Genomic DNA, 16850 nt, shown 5'->3' with positions numbered 1-16850 from the left:
ACTATTCCTTATTAACGATTAACCAGTTTTGCCGGAACACGCAGAACCAGACTGGCACCGAAAATTAATACTGCGGTGATTAAGAACATGCCGATTGCATTTGAACCTGTGTTGGTAGTGACCCAACCGATTAAATAAGGTGAGCAAAATCCTGCAAGATTGGCAAAGCTATTCACTGCTGCAATACCTGCCGCTGCGGAAACACCACCCAAAAAGTTAGTCGGTAACATCCAGAATAAAGAGGATGCCGTCAGCACACCTGACGCTGCGATGCAAAGGCAAATTAAAGAGAGCGTTAGATTTGAAGCGAATAAAGTCGCAAATGTGAGTGCTATAGCGCCTGCACACATTGGAATAATTAAGTGCCAGCGGCGTTCTTGGAAATGGTCACCACTACGCCCTGCCAAAATCATGACCACAATGGCACACATATAAGGCAGGCTTGTGAGCAAACCGATATGCCAGTTATCACTAATGCCCGAGTTACGAATGAGAGTTGGTAACCAAAATGTAATGGCGTATTGGCCCATCACTACACAGAAGTAAATGCCTGCGAGTAGCCATAAGCGTTTATCTGCGATGAACTCTTTGACGCTAGCATGACCTTCTTTGTGCTGGTTATCCCGAGCAAGCTCTTGCTTCACCAAGTTCTTTTCGTCTTGGGTTAACCAATTGGCGTCTTGAACTGAATCATTTAAAACAGCAAGTACAAGCAAGCCAACAATCACTGTGGGAATGGCTTCAATTACAAACATCCATTGCCAGCCAAACCAGCCATGTACACCGCTCATTCGGTCCATGATTAAGCCTGAAAGTGGTCCACCAATCATTCCTGAAATTGGAATCGCGATAAACCAAAGAACTGTCATGCGTGCGCGGCGGTAAGACGGGAACCAATAAGTGAGATAAAGCAACAATCCCGGAGCTAGTCCAGCTTCCGCAACACCAAGCAAAAAACGTAAGGTGTAAAATTGCCATTCGGTTTGAACAAACGCAAAACAGCCTGACAAGATGCCCCATGTAATCATGATTCGGGCAATCCAACGCCGTGCACCTACTTTGTGAAGCACAATGTTACTTGGTACTTCACAGAGGAAATAACCAATAAAGAAAATCCCTGCGCCTAGACCATATACAGCTTCACTAAACTGTAAATCGCTCATCATTTGGAGCTTGGCAAAACCCACGTTTACTCGATCTAAATAGGCACAAAAATAACAAAGCATTAAAAATGGCATAAGCCGAAATGCAATTTTTCGATAGGCAGATTTACGAACCGCCGTATCTACTTCAGATGAAAATACTGTATCCATCATGCGAATCCCTTTACATTTGGCCACAGTATCCTCTTGTGACCATCGTTCTATTTTTAGTTTTGAAATAGTGAGCGATTAATGAATCAGCATGCCACCATTTACATCGAGTGTGACACCAGTTAAATAAGCTGACAGATCACTTGCCAAAAATAATGCTGCATTTGCAACATCTTGCGCTTTACCTAAGCGGCCGAGAGGAATACCTGCCAAAATGTCATGACGACGGTCATCATTCATTAAACCGCCAGTAATATCAGTCTGGATTAGACCGGGAGTAAGAGAATTTACACGGATCTGGTCACCACCAAACTCACGTGCCATCGCTTTTGCCAGACCTAACACACCTGCTTTCGCAGCACTATAGTGTGGCCCGCCAAAAATACCACCACCGCGCTGCGCTGAAACTGAAGATAGGCATACAATGCTTCCACCACCATTTGCCTTCATGGATGGAATAACAGCTTGCGACATAATCAATGTTCCGCGTAGGCTAACATCTAAAATGCGGTCATAGTCATTGCGCTGGATTTCGAGTGTTTTAACTGGCTGAGTAATACCAGCATTGTTAATTAAAATATCAATCTTTCCGTAGTGCTGTAGTGCTTGTTCAACAGCTGCTTTGACCTGTTCTTCGTTCGCAACGTTTGCAGCAAGGCCTAAATGTCCTTCACCAAGCGCCTTTGCAGCATTTTGGCTTTGAGCAAGATCTAAATCAACAATAATGACTTTGGCACCCTGTTGTGCAAAGATTTCTGCGGTTGCTCGCCCAATTCCACGTTCTGATGCTGCACCGGTAATTAATGCCACTTTTCCTTGTAGTAACATGTTCAATCCTCTTTTACGCTTTATTTCCTGAGTTCTGACTTAGAATCTCTTTTTTCACAAAGCCCAGCAATCATGTCGAATTCAACAAGGCATGAAAAAAATTCATGTCTATGCTATTTTTAAATAAGTTTTAGGGATAAAAACGGATTATTTCATGGACAGTAGTGAAAACAATTTCAACCAGATGCCATCAATTAAAACATTACAGGCTTTTGAGCAAACTGCCCGTTTTGGCAATGTTGCTAAGGCAGCAGAGAATTTAAATCTCACACCTTCAGCAGTAAGTCATCAAATTGCTAAGCTTGAAGAAATGATTGGGCAGAGTTTATTTATTCGTGGTGCCCGTGGTGTGACGCTTACCCCTTCTGGCGAGCGCTATTTTCAAGATGTCACCACCATTTTGCATAACCTGATGTTAGCCACTGAAAAAGCTGCCGATAAAAGCCCTAAAGACAGTTTATATATTCATTCATCCCCAAGTTTTGGTTTGCTTTGGTTGCTCCCTCGCCTCGAGTCATTTAAAGAAAAGTTCCCCATGATTCAGGTCAACTTGTCATGTTCTTATGAAAACTTGCATTTTACCCGCGACAAGATCGACATTGATATTCGTCATGGATTACCCAACTGGACAGGCGTAGAAATCAGAACGATTCGTAATGAAAAGCTAGAAGTGCTTGCATCTCCTAAGCTACTTGAACGTAGTCCAGTAAATAAACCTCAAGATTTATTAAAGAAAGAACTGATTTTATCGCGCTCGACCTTAGTCACTTGGCCGCAGTGGTTTGCCCATCTGGGTTTAAGCATTCCTGAGTTTCCCTATACTTTGAGTTTTGACCGCTCTTATATGTCACTTGAAGCAGCCACACATGGACTAGGTTTTGTTTTGGAAAGTAATTTACTCACTCAAAATTACTTAGAATCTGGAAAATTAGTTAGAGTTTTTGCAGATGAACTATCGATTCCTATCTCGGCTCATCATTTGGTGTATCCACGAACCCATCAATTTATTCCTAAAATTGAGCTGTTTTTAAACTGGATTCATGATGAATTGGCAGGCTGAGAAATCATTTCTTAAATGATCTGAATTTCCTCAACTCGTAAGTGATGCATCATCTCTCGAATAAATACAAAGTAGGTAAAAATATAAAGCTGATCTGGGGCTACTTGGTTTATGTAGTAGCTTAAACGCTCAATAAAATCATTAAAACCATGCTCAAGCTCGATACGGCTGATTTGCTTTTTAGCACTAAAAAATAACTCACTGAGCTGTGTCATGGCGGTATCAGCCGTAACGGCTACACCATTTATATTGAGATTTCTGAGTGGCTGTGACTCGATGATTTCTTCAATAAAATAAATCATCTTTTCAATCGCAAGCTCATCAATAACACTATTGCTGATACTTTTTGAATTAATAAAACCTAAGCCCTGCTCAACGTGAATGTGCTGGCTGTCTACATCAAACGAGAGACTATTTAGACCAAGTGAAAATTTTAAAATCGAGTCGGGATGAATCATAAAAATAGCTTACCGTTGAGTTTTACTCATAAGATTAATTTCTTTATAACCTTAAATTGTGCAAGTTTGTTCAATATTTAGAGTTAATGGCACTAAGCATCATTAACACTATCTATAATAAAAACCTCTTTAAAAAGATGAAGAATCAATCTTATATTCATCCAATCCTACGATTAAAAAATAGAGTATAAACATGAAAAAATTAGTAATTTTAGGTATTACGATTTATAGCTTTGCACAACTTACCAATGCAGCCACATTAAATGTAAAACCATATGGTACGACTCAAGACGGTCAAAAAGTTGATTTATACACCATGAGCAATAACAAAGGAGTCTCGGTATCTTTTATTAGCTTCGGTGGTGTAATTACACAGATTTTGACTCCCGATGCACAAGGCAAACAAAATAATATTGTTTTGGGCTTTGATGATCTAAAAGGTTATGAAGTCACTGATACCAAGGAAGGCATTCATTTTGGCGGATTAATTGGTCGTTATGCGAACCGTATTGGCAATGCTAAATTTAACTTAGATGGAAAAACGTATAACCTTGAAAAAAATAATGGGCCGAATTCATTACATAGCGGTAATCCCGGTTTTGATAAACGTGTTTGGCAAGTTAAGCCCCTCGTTTCTAAAGGTGAAACCGTTAAAGCTTCTCTTAAGTTAACCAGTCCAAATGGCGATCAAGGTTTTCCCGGAAAATTAGATGTAGAAGTGATCTACAGTCTTTCAGATCAAAATGAATTCCAGATCGAATATAAAGCCAAAACTGATCAACCGACAGTCGTCAATCTCACCAACCACAGTTATTTCAACTTATCAGGCGCTGGCAATAACCCTTATGGCGTGCTAGATCATGTGGTGCAACTCAATGCAGACCGTATATTGGTAACCGATCAAAACTCTTTACCCACAGGTGAAATAGCTTCGGTTGCAGGTACACCTTTTGATTTTCGGACACCTAAAGCTATCGTAAAAGATATTCGAGCGAATAATCAGCAATTGGCCTATGGATATGGCTATGACCAAACTTGGGTAATTAATCAAAAGTCTCAAGGGAAACTCAATCTTGCAGCTATTGTGGTTGACCCAAAATCTAAACGAACCATGCAGGTTTTAACCACTGAACCAAGCGTTCAAATGTATACAGCCAATCATTTACTCGGAAATGTTACTGGTGCAAATGGCGTACTCTATCGACAAGCAGATGCGCTAGCATTAGAAACACAGCATTTTCCAGATAGCCCGAATCAATCAGCTTTCCCTTCTACACGTTTAAACCCAAATCAAACTTATAACAGTGTCACCGTATTTAAGTTTGGTGTTCAAAAATAGTCTTTCTAATGAGGCTATGTTCATATTACAAAGACTCTCAGCTAAATATGGCTGAGAGTCTTTTCATTTATTTTACTTTTGTGTTGGGTAAAAATGCAGTTGCAAAACCAAGTAATGGCAACAATGAACATAAACCAAATACCCATTCAATGCCGTTAATATCGGCTAAATGTCCCAACCCAGCTGCGGCAATACCACTTACCCCAAACATCAGACCAAACATTAAACCTGCAATCATACCCACACGGCCCGGAACAGCTTCTTGTGCGTAAACTACCATTGCAGCAAAAGCAGATGACAACACTAAACCTGCAATAATTGAGAAAACTGTTGTCCATAATAAGTTTGCATACGGCATCATTAATGCAAACGGTGCCATACCAACAAATGAAACCCAAATAACCGCTTTACGGCCAATTTTGTCACCAATTGGGCCACCTGCAAATGTACCTAAAGCAACAGCTGCCAAGAAGGCAAACAAATGCAATTGAGCTGTTTGAATACTGATATGGAACTTTTGAATTAAGTAAAAAGTAAAGTAGTTACTAATGCTGGCAATGTAGGTAAATTTGGCAAACATCAATACACTAATTGTGCTCAAAGCAATAATGAGCTTACGACCATGCAATTTAGTATGTGCTTGAGTTGCACGTGCAGCTACCTGATTTTTAGCATGGCTCACAGTCCAACGGCTTACACCAAATAAAACCCAAATCGCCAAAAGTGCAAATATCACTAAGCCGGCAACTGCATGCTGTCCAAATGGGACAATGAGTAAAGCTGCTAATAATGGACCAATGGCAGTACCTGTGTTTCCGCCTACTTGGAAAGTCGACTGAGCCGTACCAAAGCGCCCGCCCGATGCCATTCGCGCCACCCGTGAAGCCTCTGGATGAAAGGTTGCAGACCCTACCCCAATAAGCGCAGATGCACACAACAACACAGCAAAACTTGGTGAAAATGCTAACAAGATAATGCCGCAGAATGTGACGACCATTCCGAGTGGGAGAAGATACGGTTTTGGATGTTTATCGGTATAAAGTCCAATCCAAGGCTGTAGCAGTGAACCTGTAATTTGATATACAAACGAGATGAGGCCGACTTGAGCAAAACTCAGCGAAAAGTTTGCTTTTAGCATTGGATAGATGGCTGGTAGCACCGCCTGAATTAAATCATTCAGTAAATGTGCGACTGCCACGGCGCCTACAATTTTAATAATCATTCCTTGAGACTGATCATTTGCAACGGTATTGGCAATACCATCTTTCAATTGTATTGAAGACGTCATACCTGAAAAACTCCAATATTTTTAAATGAGAAGCTTATTGTAAATTGTCGCTTATAAAGTTATCTTCCAATAATCATCGTATAAGTGACAATTTTTAGGATAGTTTATGTCCGATTCTCTTATTCAGTCTGATTTATCTGAACTGGTGATTGGGCTATCTTCCGAGCATTCTTACCGAGAAATCACTCCTACCCATACGCATACACGTGCGCAGTTTTTATATGCGTCTACTGGAAACATTCAAGTTTTTACGCCTAATCATGTGTGGATTGTGCCGCCCATGTGTGCATTATGGATTCCAGCACATGTAGAGCACAGCGTGATTTCACTGAGTCACGTTAAGTTAAATACGGCATTGGTTGAAGTAAATGCAGCAGCTTTAATGGGACAACATTGCTTTATTATTCGAGTCAGTAACCTGTTACATGAGCTTTTGATTCGTTTAAATGAAATTGAACGAGAGGACACTCCAAATACAGCGACCTCTCAAGAGCTTTCCCGTTCTTTACAAATTTTGATTTTTGAAGAAATCCATCGCGCTAATTTGTTGTCTATTCAGATTCCGTGGCCGAAAGACAAAAGACTCTTAAAAATTTGCCAAGAGTTATTACATACTCCTGACCATTCAAAAGATTTAACAGATTGGGCTGATGATATTGGTACGAGCTCTAGAACTTTAATGCGTATGTTCCAAAAAGAAACTGGGCTGTCTTATCGGGCATGGGTACAGCAAATGCATATTGCACTTGCCTTGAGTAAAATCGCGAATGGCGAATCTATTGCCCAAATTTCAGAGTCACTGGGGTATACAAACCCCAGCGCATTCAGTGCGATGTTTAAGCGACATCTAGGAAAAACACCTCAGCAGTTTAGAAGTGCCGCGATGTCGCTATAAGTCTTTTTTTTAGTACGGATCTCATGTTTTTCCAATAAATCATCGAAATCATGATAGACATGAAGTTCTCGATCTTTGGCGGTTCTGGCATGGTCTAAGCGCTGTTCAGGATCAACTAAAACAAGGGTATGACCATCATCAATCAGACGATCTACGCCTTCTAAAAACATACGTTTACCCACATCGTGGATAAGTGAAATCTGGGTTAAATCAATAACGATTGTGCTTTGATCAGTTGTCTCGTCTTGTAAAATACGCAACAACATTTCAGCTTCGGTAAATTTCAATACACCCCGAAGCACATACACACTTAATGATGCATCTTTTCCTGTACGGTAATGACTTTGTACAATGGTCTGGGCAGAAGGCGTACCTTCCATGAGATGTAATCCCATGTCACGAGATAATCGTTCTAAAATATCGATTCCTCGAACACTATGACCATGCTCATCTAGTCGAGGTGAAAAAGCAGCAATACTGACCTGACCCGGCAGCACACCCAAAATCCCCCCGGCTACACCGCTTTTAGCAGGAATACCTACAGTTGAAAGCCAGTCACCCGCAGCATCATACATACCACAGCTCATCATGACACTGAGAACTTGTCTAACTACAGATCGGTTTAATAGGCGTTTTCCAGTTCTAGGGTCAACCCCGCCATTGGCAAGTACACTGCCCATGCGTACCAGATCTTTAACTGTAACCATAATCGCACATTGACGAATGTAACCATTCACAATATCGACAGGGTCAGTTTCCAAAATCCCCACCGTGCGCAACATATAGCCGATCGAAAGATTACGGTAGGCTGTTTTGACTTCCGAATCATAAACAGACTCATCAAAACTTAATTCACGACCAGCAAGCTCGCTCATAAAACGGCGTAGGATTTCTGCGCTATGCAAACCATGTTTAACCTGAATCAAGGAATGTACAGTAATTGCGCCAGAGTTGATCATCGGGTTTTTGGGACGGCCGTCTTTACCTAATGAAATTTCATTAAAGGCTTCCCCCGAAGGCTCTACCCCTACTTTCGCAAGTACTGCATCAATGCCAAGCTGTTGTAAAACATAGGCATATACAAATGGTTTAGAAATTGATTGTATGGTGAATTCAACATCATCATCGCCGACCGAATAAATTTCACCATCTACCGTAGACATTGCTAAAGCTAATCGATTTGGGTTTGCATTTGCCAACTCAGGAATATAATCGGCGAGATGACCGCTGTTATCGATGTCACAGGCTTCTATAACATTTGCCAAATATTCTGGGAGAGGGGTTTTCATGGTCAGTAACCTTAAATGAGGAGATTTACAACATCGCGCAAAATTTCAGCACAACCTGCTGATAATATTAAAATTATATCTTTTGTAATGATTTAAATATCACGATATAAGTATTCTAATTCCGATGAGTTATCCTTTTCAAGCTCATTATAGGTTTTTCAAAACTTTAAACTAAAGATTAGATTATTCTTTCTACAAATAAGATCCCATTTAAATGATCGACTTCATGTTGAACAATACGAGCAGGAAAACCATGGAAAATCATTTCAACTGCTTCACCCTGAAGTGTTAAATATTTAACCTTAACCATTTCTGCGCGTTCAACTTGCCCCCGCTCGTCTGGCACACTTAAGCAGCCCTCTTCACCTAAACAAACCTCGTTTGAGAACTCTAAAATCTCAGGATTCACCATGACCACTGCTTCCATTTCAGGTGCATCGGGATAACGTGGGTTTGGACGAGACGCCACAATAATGACGCGTTTAGAGATATACACTTGCGGCGCAGCAATTCCTACCCCATTACGCTCAAGCATTGTCGCATGCATAGCGTCAGCAAGCTGATAAAGCCAATTACTGTTTAACTCATTTGCCGACACAGGGGCCGCAGTCAGTTTCAAAATATCTTCACCACGCTTCGCGACAGGTAAAACTACACTCATCCTTTGACTCTCTCATTAAACTGGCTATAACAAGTTTTATTGTGTCGCTGAGCGAAACAAAAGAAAAGCCATTCCTACATCTGTTTTTGTTTCATCTAAAGCGTTTTTTGTTTTAAAGCTTTTTGATCTGAACAAGTCCAACCGACGTTACCCGTTACCATATAGAACAAATTTCCTCCATTTACTTTTACTTCACTTTTCCATTAATATCCAAACTTCAATTACAACAATTAAGTAAAAAATGGATCAGGAATTAACTTTGCAGGATGCGAACTATCTTAATAAAGAAGATAAACGAACCCTCGCCCTTTCTTCATTGGGTGGAGCTTTAGAGTTTTATGATTTTGTGATTTATGTGTTTTACGCCAAAATCATTTCCGACCTCTTTTTCCCTAGCACACTTAGTCCGTTTTGGGCCATGCTCAACACTTATGGTATTTTTGCAGCAGGTTATTTTTTCAGGCCCTTAGGCGGGGTTGTCATGGCCCATTTTGGTGATTTGGTCGGTCGTAAAAAACTATTTTCGCTTTCTATTTTACTGATGGCACTGCCTACACTGTTTATCGGGATATTACCGACCTTTGAAAATATCGGATATTTGGCACCACTACTTTTATTGCTTATGCGTGTGGTGCAAGGTATTGCGATTGGGGGTGAAATTCCAGCTGCATGGACCTTTGTATCGGAACACGTACCAGAAAGAAAAATTGGAGTGGCAAATGGTTTACTCACCGCTGGGCTGTCTTTAGGAATTTTATTGGGTGCACTGATGTCTTTATGGATTTCACTGAATTTTAGTGAAGGACAAATCCATGACTGGGCATGGCGTATTCCTTTCATTGCAGGTGGTATTTTTGGTCTGGTTGCACTTTATTTACGGACTTATTTAAAAGAAACGCCTGTGTTTAAAGCTATGCAGGCTCGCAAAGAAATCTCAAAAGAAATGCCTGTAAAACAAGTCTTAAAAACGCATAAAACAGCCGTAGCGATTGGTATGTTATTTACATGGTTTTTAACAGGTTGTGTGGTGGTGGTGATTTTAGCCATGCCAAATTTATTAACTGGTACGTTTGGCTTTGAGCGTGCTCAAACTTTTGAAATGCAAAGTGCAGCCATTGTCATGCAAATGGTAGGCTGTATTTTGGCAGGCTATTTTGCTGACCGTTTTGGCTGTGGCAAAGTCATGATGGTCGGTGCGCTTGCCGTGGCACTCACAGCAGCAGTTTTTTATAACAGTTTGGGGCACGCGGCACATTCAACCATTTTTGGTTTATATATGTTGTTGGGTCTATGCTCTGGTACCGTCGGCATGGTGTCGAGCAGTATGGTCAAAATGTTCCCCGCGCCTGTTCGCTTCTCGGGCATTTCATTTTCTTATAATTTATCGTATGCAATTGTTGGTGGTATGACCCTGCCTTTAGTGCATTGGCTCAGTCAATATAGTGATATTGGTGCGATGTATTATATTTTCGCGCTAACCATTTTGGCCTTTGTGACTGCCTTTGTGTTTTGGAATAAGTTTGAAAAAAACAGGTATTAAAAATTTTCATTTATTAAATAAAAAACCACGCCAATTGCGTGGTTTTTTATTGCAGCTTACTTTAGAAAGTAAACCCGATATTAAAGTTAATACGGTATAGCCACTTATCACTATTTGGTGAAGTGGCAGAGGTATACCCTGTTGAGTTGGTCGAGCCACCAATGATGTTAGAGTTTTTACCCCACGTATAATCTGCCCAAACCATAAATGGTGAAGCAATAAACATCATCCCTGTAGTGTTCATTTGCGAATCTGACCAATCATCACGTTTTTTATCGAGATAACTATAGTCATTATAAAACTTAATGGCTTTTAGCTTGCCCATATTGGTCACAGGCAATGTATAGGCAAGGTTTAAACTGGCAATCGTACCTTCCGAAGCAATGAAATAAGCAGGCGTAAGGCCATTCGCTCCCATCAAAGTCATATCACTATTTACACCATCCGGATTTTTAGCATCGTATTGATAGTGGATGACCGAGCTTTGTAAATTAAAGCGTTTGTAGTTGTTTTCAGTATGCAAACCGACTGCATAATATTTGCCGTCTTTATCGGTAATATCATTATGTAGCTGGGCAATTGCACCCGATACACCAAACTCTTGCTTACCGAAATCAGTTTCTAACTTGCGAACAATGCGGGTATTCACCTGATTGCGTTTTTCATTTTGATAGGCTTTTTGAGATGGAAATGCATTTCCTGCTAAGTCATCATAAGTTGCACTCTCAGGGGAATAACGCAAATTCGTCTCTAACATTTGCGGGTAATAACCGAGTTTTACATCCCAATCTTTGTTGTGATAATTCCAGTTAATCCCCGGCGCAATATTGTTGCCATAACCTAAAAAGAATGGGATGTGGTAGGTCCAGCCATTTTGCGGATAAGGATAAATCGTAAAAGGCTTATAAACTAGGCCCGCTTCAATGCTGTTATTCGCATCTAGGTTATAGCCAACATATGCTTTTTCAATGGACGTTTTCTGTTGGTCTTGAAACATATAACTGGCATTGATATAGGCATCATCAAACTTTCCTTTGAGATCTACCCTGAAAATATCAAAATGGAGCTTACCAAAACCACGGTTTGGCCCTTCCCAATCTTCATAGCGTTGATTTAACCGAACCACCCCACCTAACTTTAATGAGTCGGTGCCGTCATCACTTTTCCATTCAAGCAATGAGTCTTTTGCAAATGCATTGACGCTTACCCCCAGCGTAAGCTGTGCAATGAATGCCATGATCAATGAAGTCTTTTTCATCTCTACATCCTTGATTGAGTTCCAGCGTCCTGCTGGAACTTTATTTGTTTTACCTGTAAAACTTCGTTTTTATTATTTTTTAGACAAAAAAATTTATCTAAAAAAAGGATGGCTTAGCAGCTCCCATCGCATATGTACTAAACCATCCAAACTGGTTAATACAGTTTCTTTTGCGGTGGACCCGCGAAGTTTAATGGTCCAATCGAGTTCATATCGAGCTCAATCACGGTTGGCCCTTCAAAAGCAACAGCCTCTTGAATAACCGTTTTAAACTCATCTGCACTACCGACTTTCCAGCTTTTCACACCCATTGATTCGCCAAGGAGTTTGTAGTCAGGTGTATGCAATTCATTGAAATACTGACGACCACCAAAGTAGTTATTTTGAATGCCACGCATTACGCCATAACCACCGTCATTCATAATCATTAAGACCATGTTGGTGTTTTCTTGCACCATAGTTGCAATTTCACCAATACCCAGCATTAAGCCGCCATCACCGACTAAACCAATTACTTTTTTATCAGGGTTAGCAACTGAAGCACCGATTGCTGTTGCAAGACCTAAACCAATTGCACCCGCGAGTGAGTGGATGTTTTGGTTTGGTGCTTGTACTGGGAATAAACGACTGCCCCATGTACTACCCGACATGGTGATGTCACGTACAAAAATACCGTCTTGAGGTAAAGCTGCACGCAAGTGATCACAAATTAATGCGTACTGATCGATTTGTTTACGCAGCGCATCAATTGCAGCCTGTTTAGCCGTTACTACAGCAGCATCGTAATCAGCATCAACTTTTGAAGTGCCTTGAAGCTGTTCTAACACACGTGTTAAGACATCTTTAGCATCGCCACAAATGAAGTTGCGGATTTTGTAATTACGTTGCTGTGCCACTGGGTTTGCATCCACTTGAATAATGTTTTCAGGGAATTCAACCGAATAAGTTTTAGTTTCATTACTACGTAAACGAGAACCCACCACAACCATCAGGTCAGCATCTTTTAATAACTGCTCAACACCCGCCGAGTTATGGAAAGCACCCAAACTACGTGGATGATCATCTGCCAACACCCCACGACCATGTGTAGATGACACAACAGGAATACCTAAATCTGCAATTGCTTTAACTTCGGCAACGCTATTTAAAGTTCCACCGCCAATCCAGAAAATCGGACGTTTTGCTTTTTTGATTTCGCTGACAAGAAGATCAATTTCTGCTTGCTCTGCCTGTGGTAACTCAAGTGCTTTGACTGGCCCTAAGTTAAGTGGCAAATCAATTTCTGCTGCCTGTACATCAATTGGGAGCTCAACACTAACGGGACCCATTGGAACTGTAGTTGCAACACGGATGGCTTCACGAATCACACCAACAGCATTGTCTGGACTGGTAATACGGAACGCCGCTTTGCTCGATGCACGCAAGAATGTAAGTTGGTCTTTGGTTTCATGAATGAAGCTTGCATCACGGTCGAGATATTCACGCTCAACTTGACCCGTTAAATGCACTACAGGGCTACCCGCATTCATTGCTTCAATCAACGAACCCACCGCATTACCAGCACCAGCACCCGTACTGGTTAACGCAACACCTAGGCCTTTAAAGCGTGAGTGTGCATCTGCCATAGTAACCGCACCCGCTTCACCACGGGCTGCTACAAAGCGCATTTTTTCACGGCGCCCTATCGCATCGGCAATAGGTAAATTGTGGATGGAAATAACACCATAAATACTATCAACTTGGTGCGCTTCTAAAACTCTTGCGATTGCTTCGCCTACATTTACACGTTCAGTCATGTCTGTTCCTCAAAATTTGTTTTCAGTCCTTGAATTTATTAATCGCACCAAGGGTTAGGCTGTTCATTCAGCCCCATATAAATACTCTTTTGTTGCATGTACGATAAAATGCCTAAACGGCCTTTTTCGCGCCCGATTCCACTGTCTTTAAAGCCACCAAACGGCGCACTAATCGAGAATTTTTTGTAGGTATTAATCCATACCGTTCCCACTTCTAAGGCACGTGCAATACGCCAAGCTTTGCGATAGCTTTCAGTCCAGATACCTGCAGCAAGGCCAAAACAACTGTCATTGGCTTGGGCAATTAAATCTTGCTCGTTGTCATATTTCATAACGACTAAAACAGGGCCAAAAATTTCTTCCTGACAGGTTTGAGCACTGTTATTTAAGCCCGTGATAATGGTGGGTAAGTAATAGCTTCCTTTGGCATAGTCACCAGCCGTAAGCGCTTCACCACCAATTAGAACCTGACCACCTTCGCTTTTAGCAAGCTGCACATAACGGTCAACTGACTGCAAATGTTTGTCATTGACCAGTGGACCTAAATGCACATCAGCTTGTTCTGGATGGCCCACACGTAAGCCTTTGGTAATTTCAACCAAACGCGTTAAAAACTGATCGTAAAGACTACTATGAATAAACAAGCGAGAACCTGCGATACACGCTTGGCCTGCCGAGCTAAAAATTCCGTACGCCACACCTTTAGCTGCCAGTTCGACATCCGCATCTGGCAGAACGATGGTTGGTGACTTACCACCTAACTCAAGCGAAGTAGTAATCAGTTTGTCAGCGGCAATGTGTGCCAAATGACGCCCCGTGGTTGTTCCACCTGTAAAAGAAATTTTACGAACCAATGGGTGCTGAGCAATTGCATCACCAATCACAGAACCGCGCCCAACTAGCACGCTGAGTAAGCCTTTTGGTAAACCTGCTTCTTCAAAAATTTTGGCAAGCTCTAAAGCAATCAGTGAAGTCGCTTCAGCTGGTTTTAACACCACGGCATTTCCTGCTGCCAAAGCTGGAGCAAGCTTTTGAACTTCACTCGCAATTGGAGAGTTCCAAGGAGTAATGGCTGCCACAACGCCTACAGGTTCATGCACGCTCATGGTCATAAAGTCTGGAGCACGTTGAGTGGTGAGCTCATCGTTCAACGTTTCACATGCCGCAGCAACATAACGTGCAGTCGCCGCAGCGCTCATGACCAAGCCACGAGTTTCAGTTAAAGGCTTACCATTATCACGTGTTTGTAATTTGGCTAATTCATCTACACGCGCTTCAATAATGTCTGCAACTTTATAGAGAATACGTGCACGCTCATGCGGCAAGCTGTTTCTCCAGCTAGGTTGACGCCACGCCTGATCCGCTTTTTCAATTGCCTCATTTACATCTTCAAGCGTTGCTGTTGAAAGCTCAGCGTTTACCGACTGATCTGCCGGAAACAGGCTTTGAATGACTGCACCACGGCCTAATCGCCATTCACCTGCAATATAAATTTCCTTTGCCATGATCAAATCCTTCTTAAATCTGTATTGCTTCTACACTGTTGCGACAAGCACGAATCACGCTAAGCGCAGCCAAAGTTGATGTTTTGGGGTTACTTGGCAATGGCACGCCCACCAGTTCAATAGTCATTTGTCCAAAACCACCTTCTGCCACAATGGTGTGTTTGTTTTTGTTGATGGTTGGATCAACAGTTAACTCAACCATGGTTTCATCCATTCCAAGCCCTGCAAGTGCAATGGTTGCTGCAACGTTGGCATTCGCGGGAAATTTCATGGCAGCTTCACGCGCGGTTCCTGTGAAAAAGACTGTAGCTTCAGCAACATGGTCTAGATCGACCAATTGCTCTGCATAACTGCCCTTCCAACTTTTTGGGCTTTTACAGCCTTTATAAGTGACCTTTTGCAAGCCACCTTCTTTAGCCGCAGAAATACCGTCAATGCCTGCGATAGCCCCTGCAAGTAAATGCAGATGTGCATCATTTTTTTCGGCAGTTTGCTTAAGCTGAACCAAAAATTCGCTATCAGCCAACGTACCCACCGAAATCAGACCAATGGTCCAACCTTTCGCTAAAACTTTTTGAGCATGCTCTTTCACTGCTGCTTGACCTGCCACCTCAATGACATAGTCTGGGGTACCATCGCATTGCTCAATATCTGAAATCACCTGAATGTCAGACGAGACTTGTGATTGAACTTTTTCAATGCTACGAGATGGCACGACAATCCATTTGAGTTGCAGATCTTGAGGCAAGTGGGCATACACTTCTGCTGCCATTGCGCCAAAACCAATCATCATCAACTTTTTCATGACAGCACCTAATATTTATAAATGTTTGTTAAAACCACCTGAGACATCTATTGCCGAACCTGTGGTGTAAGATGCCAATGGTGATGCCAAGAAAACTAAAGCACGTGCAGGCTCTTCTGGACGACCTAAACGCTGCATAGGAATCCCACGATTTTTTGCGATATTGCCTGTCCATTCTTCCCATGACAGATTTAAATCTGAACGGGTTTCATAACGGCGTTTCCACTGCGCAGATTCGACCATTCCGAGTAAAATTGAATTCACGCGAACACCATATTGAGTAAACTCATGCGCCAACGAATGGGTTAAATTCAACAGTGCAGCGCGTGCAGATGAAGTCGCAATCATGTGCGGTTCCGGTTGCAATGCCAGTAACGAGTTCACATTGGTAATTGAGGCATTTGCCGACTGTTTTAAGTCGTCAAGAAAAGCCCGTACCGGATGTAAAACACTGAAATATTTCAGCTCAATTTCTTTCATCCAGTCTTCATCTTGTGTATTTTCAAAATTTGAAACACGGCCTTGTCCAGCATTGTTAATGAGCATATCCACATTGCCCAAATTGAGTTTGACCTCTTTGGCAAATTGCTGAACTTCTTCTTTTTTCAATACATTGCATGCTTTGGTAAAAATATTGGCATGTGGAAATTTTTCTAAAATATAGTGCTTTGAAGCATTTAAACGCTCTTCATCGCGACCACACCAAGCAACTTTTGCACCCTCTGCAACCAGTATTTCAACAGCAGCCAGCCCAATCCCAGATGAGCCACCGGTAACAACTGCAACTTTTCCTTCAACTTGGAAGCTCATAATCC

General features: G+C 41.7%; 15 protein-coding genes. 4 read left to right on the top strand and 11 right to left on the bottom strand.

Going from position 1 to position 16850, the window contains the following annotated elements; genetic code table 11:
- Nucleotides 1-11: 11 nt before the first annotated feature.
- Nucleotides 12-1313 (bottom strand): MFS transporter, encoded by a 1302-nt coding sequence (locus ACXM0J_RS01240; protein WP_213034391.1) that lies wholly within the window; start codon nt 1311-1313, stop codon nt 12-14.
- A 78-nt stretch (nt 1314-1391) separates the two neighbouring features.
- Entirely contained in the window at nt 1392-2141 is a 750-nt protein-coding gene (locus tag ACXM0J_RS01235) for an SDR family NAD(P)-dependent oxidoreductase (RefSeq protein ID WP_086264870.1), read from the bottom strand.
- A gap of 184 nt (nt 2142-2325) precedes the next feature.
- Between ACXM0J_RS01235 and ACXM0J_RS01230 the strand changes: the two genes are divergently transcribed.
- Entirely contained in the window at nt 2326-3201 is an 876-nt protein-coding gene (locus tag ACXM0J_RS01230) for a LysR substrate-binding domain-containing protein (protein WP_086264935.1), read from the top strand.
- Between the two features lie 11 nt (nt 3202-3212).
- Here the strand turns inward: ACXM0J_RS01230 and ACXM0J_RS01225 are convergent, their stop codons facing one another.
- A complete protein-coding gene (locus ACXM0J_RS01225; protein WP_086264869.1) occupies nt 3213-3659 on the bottom strand; it encodes a hypothetical protein in 447 nt (148 codons plus the stop codon).
- Between the two features lie 193 nt (nt 3660-3852).
- On the opposite strand from ACXM0J_RS01225, the gene ACXM0J_RS01220 reads away from it, so the two are divergent.
- A complete protein-coding gene (locus ACXM0J_RS01220; protein ID WP_033848584.1) occupies nt 3853-4998 on the top strand; it encodes an aldose epimerase family protein in 1146 nt (381 codons plus the stop codon).
- Between the two features lie 67 nt (nt 4999-5065).
- Here the strand turns inward: ACXM0J_RS01220 and ACXM0J_RS01215 are convergent, their stop codons facing one another.
- Entirely contained in the window at nt 5066-6286 is a 1221-nt protein-coding gene (locus ACXM0J_RS01215; protein WP_086264868.1) for an MFS transporter, read from the bottom strand.
- Between the two features lie 106 nt (nt 6287-6392).
- Between ACXM0J_RS01215 and ACXM0J_RS01210 the strand changes: the two genes are divergently transcribed.
- A complete protein-coding gene (locus ACXM0J_RS01210) occupies nt 6393-7181 on the top strand; it encodes an AraC family transcriptional regulator (RefSeq protein ID WP_086264867.1) in 789 nt (262 codons plus the stop codon).
- Here ACXM0J_RS01210 and ACXM0J_RS01205 read toward each other — a convergent pair.
- Together ACXM0J_RS01205 and def are read right to left on the bottom strand one after the other, a co-directional pair.
- Nucleotides 7148-8470, bottom strand: a complete 1323-nt coding sequence (locus tag ACXM0J_RS01205) for a glutaminase (RefSeq protein ID WP_068566367.1) — start codon at nt 8468-8470, stop codon at nt 7148-7150. The genes ACXM0J_RS01210 and ACXM0J_RS01205 overlap by 34 nt on opposite strands.
- A 178-nt stretch (nt 8471-8648) precedes the next feature.
- Nucleotides 8649-9131, bottom strand: a complete 483-nt coding sequence (gene def / locus ACXM0J_RS01200) for a peptide deformylase (protein ID WP_086264866.1) — start codon at nt 9129-9131, stop codon at nt 8649-8651.
- A gap of 241 nt (nt 9132-9372) precedes the next feature.
- Here def and ACXM0J_RS01195 point away from each other — a divergent pair, with 241 nt between their 5' ends.
- On the top strand, nt 9373-10671 hold the full coding sequence (locus tag ACXM0J_RS01195) for an MFS transporter (RefSeq protein ID WP_086264865.1): 1299 nt from the start codon (nt 9373-9375) through the stop codon (nt 10669-10671).
- A gap of 61 nt (nt 10672-10732) precedes the next feature.
- Here the strand turns inward: ACXM0J_RS01195 and ACXM0J_RS01190 are convergent, their stop codons facing one another.
- The 5 genes from ACXM0J_RS01190 to ACXM0J_RS01170 form a co-directional block, all read right to left on the bottom strand.
- Complete coding sequence (locus tag ACXM0J_RS01190; protein WP_213034390.1) at nt 10733-11929, bottom strand: hypothetical protein; 1197 nt, start codon at nt 11927-11929, stop codon at nt 10733-10735.
- 155 nt (nt 11930-12084) lie between these two features.
- A complete protein-coding gene (locus ACXM0J_RS01185) occupies nt 12085-13725 on the bottom strand; it encodes a thiamine pyrophosphate-binding protein (RefSeq protein WP_086264864.1) in 1641 nt (546 codons plus the stop codon).
- Between the two features lie 38 nt (nt 13726-13763).
- Nucleotides 13764-15230, bottom strand: coding sequence for an aldehyde dehydrogenase (locus tag ACXM0J_RS01180; RefSeq protein ID WP_086264863.1), 1467 nt, complete (start codon nt 15228-15230; stop codon nt 13764-13766).
- A gap of 13 nt (nt 15231-15243) precedes the next feature.
- Nucleotides 15244-16035: an aspartate dehydrogenase gene (locus tag ACXM0J_RS01175; RefSeq protein ID WP_064784326.1), complete on the bottom strand. Its 792-nt coding sequence runs from the start codon at nt 16033-16035 to the stop codon at nt 15244-15246.
- Between the two features lie 15 nt (nt 16036-16050).
- A complete protein-coding gene (locus tag ACXM0J_RS01170; RefSeq protein WP_000009973.1) occupies nt 16051-16845 on the bottom strand; it encodes an SDR family oxidoreductase in 795 nt (264 codons plus the stop codon).
- Between the last annotated feature and the right edge of the window lie 5 nt (nt 16846-16850).

It is taken from the genome of Acinetobacter sp. GRABPA_MV_2, from assembly GCF_056725885.1.
Note: the sequence above shows the minus strand (reverse complement) of the source record. Positions and strands in the feature narration are given on the sequence as shown.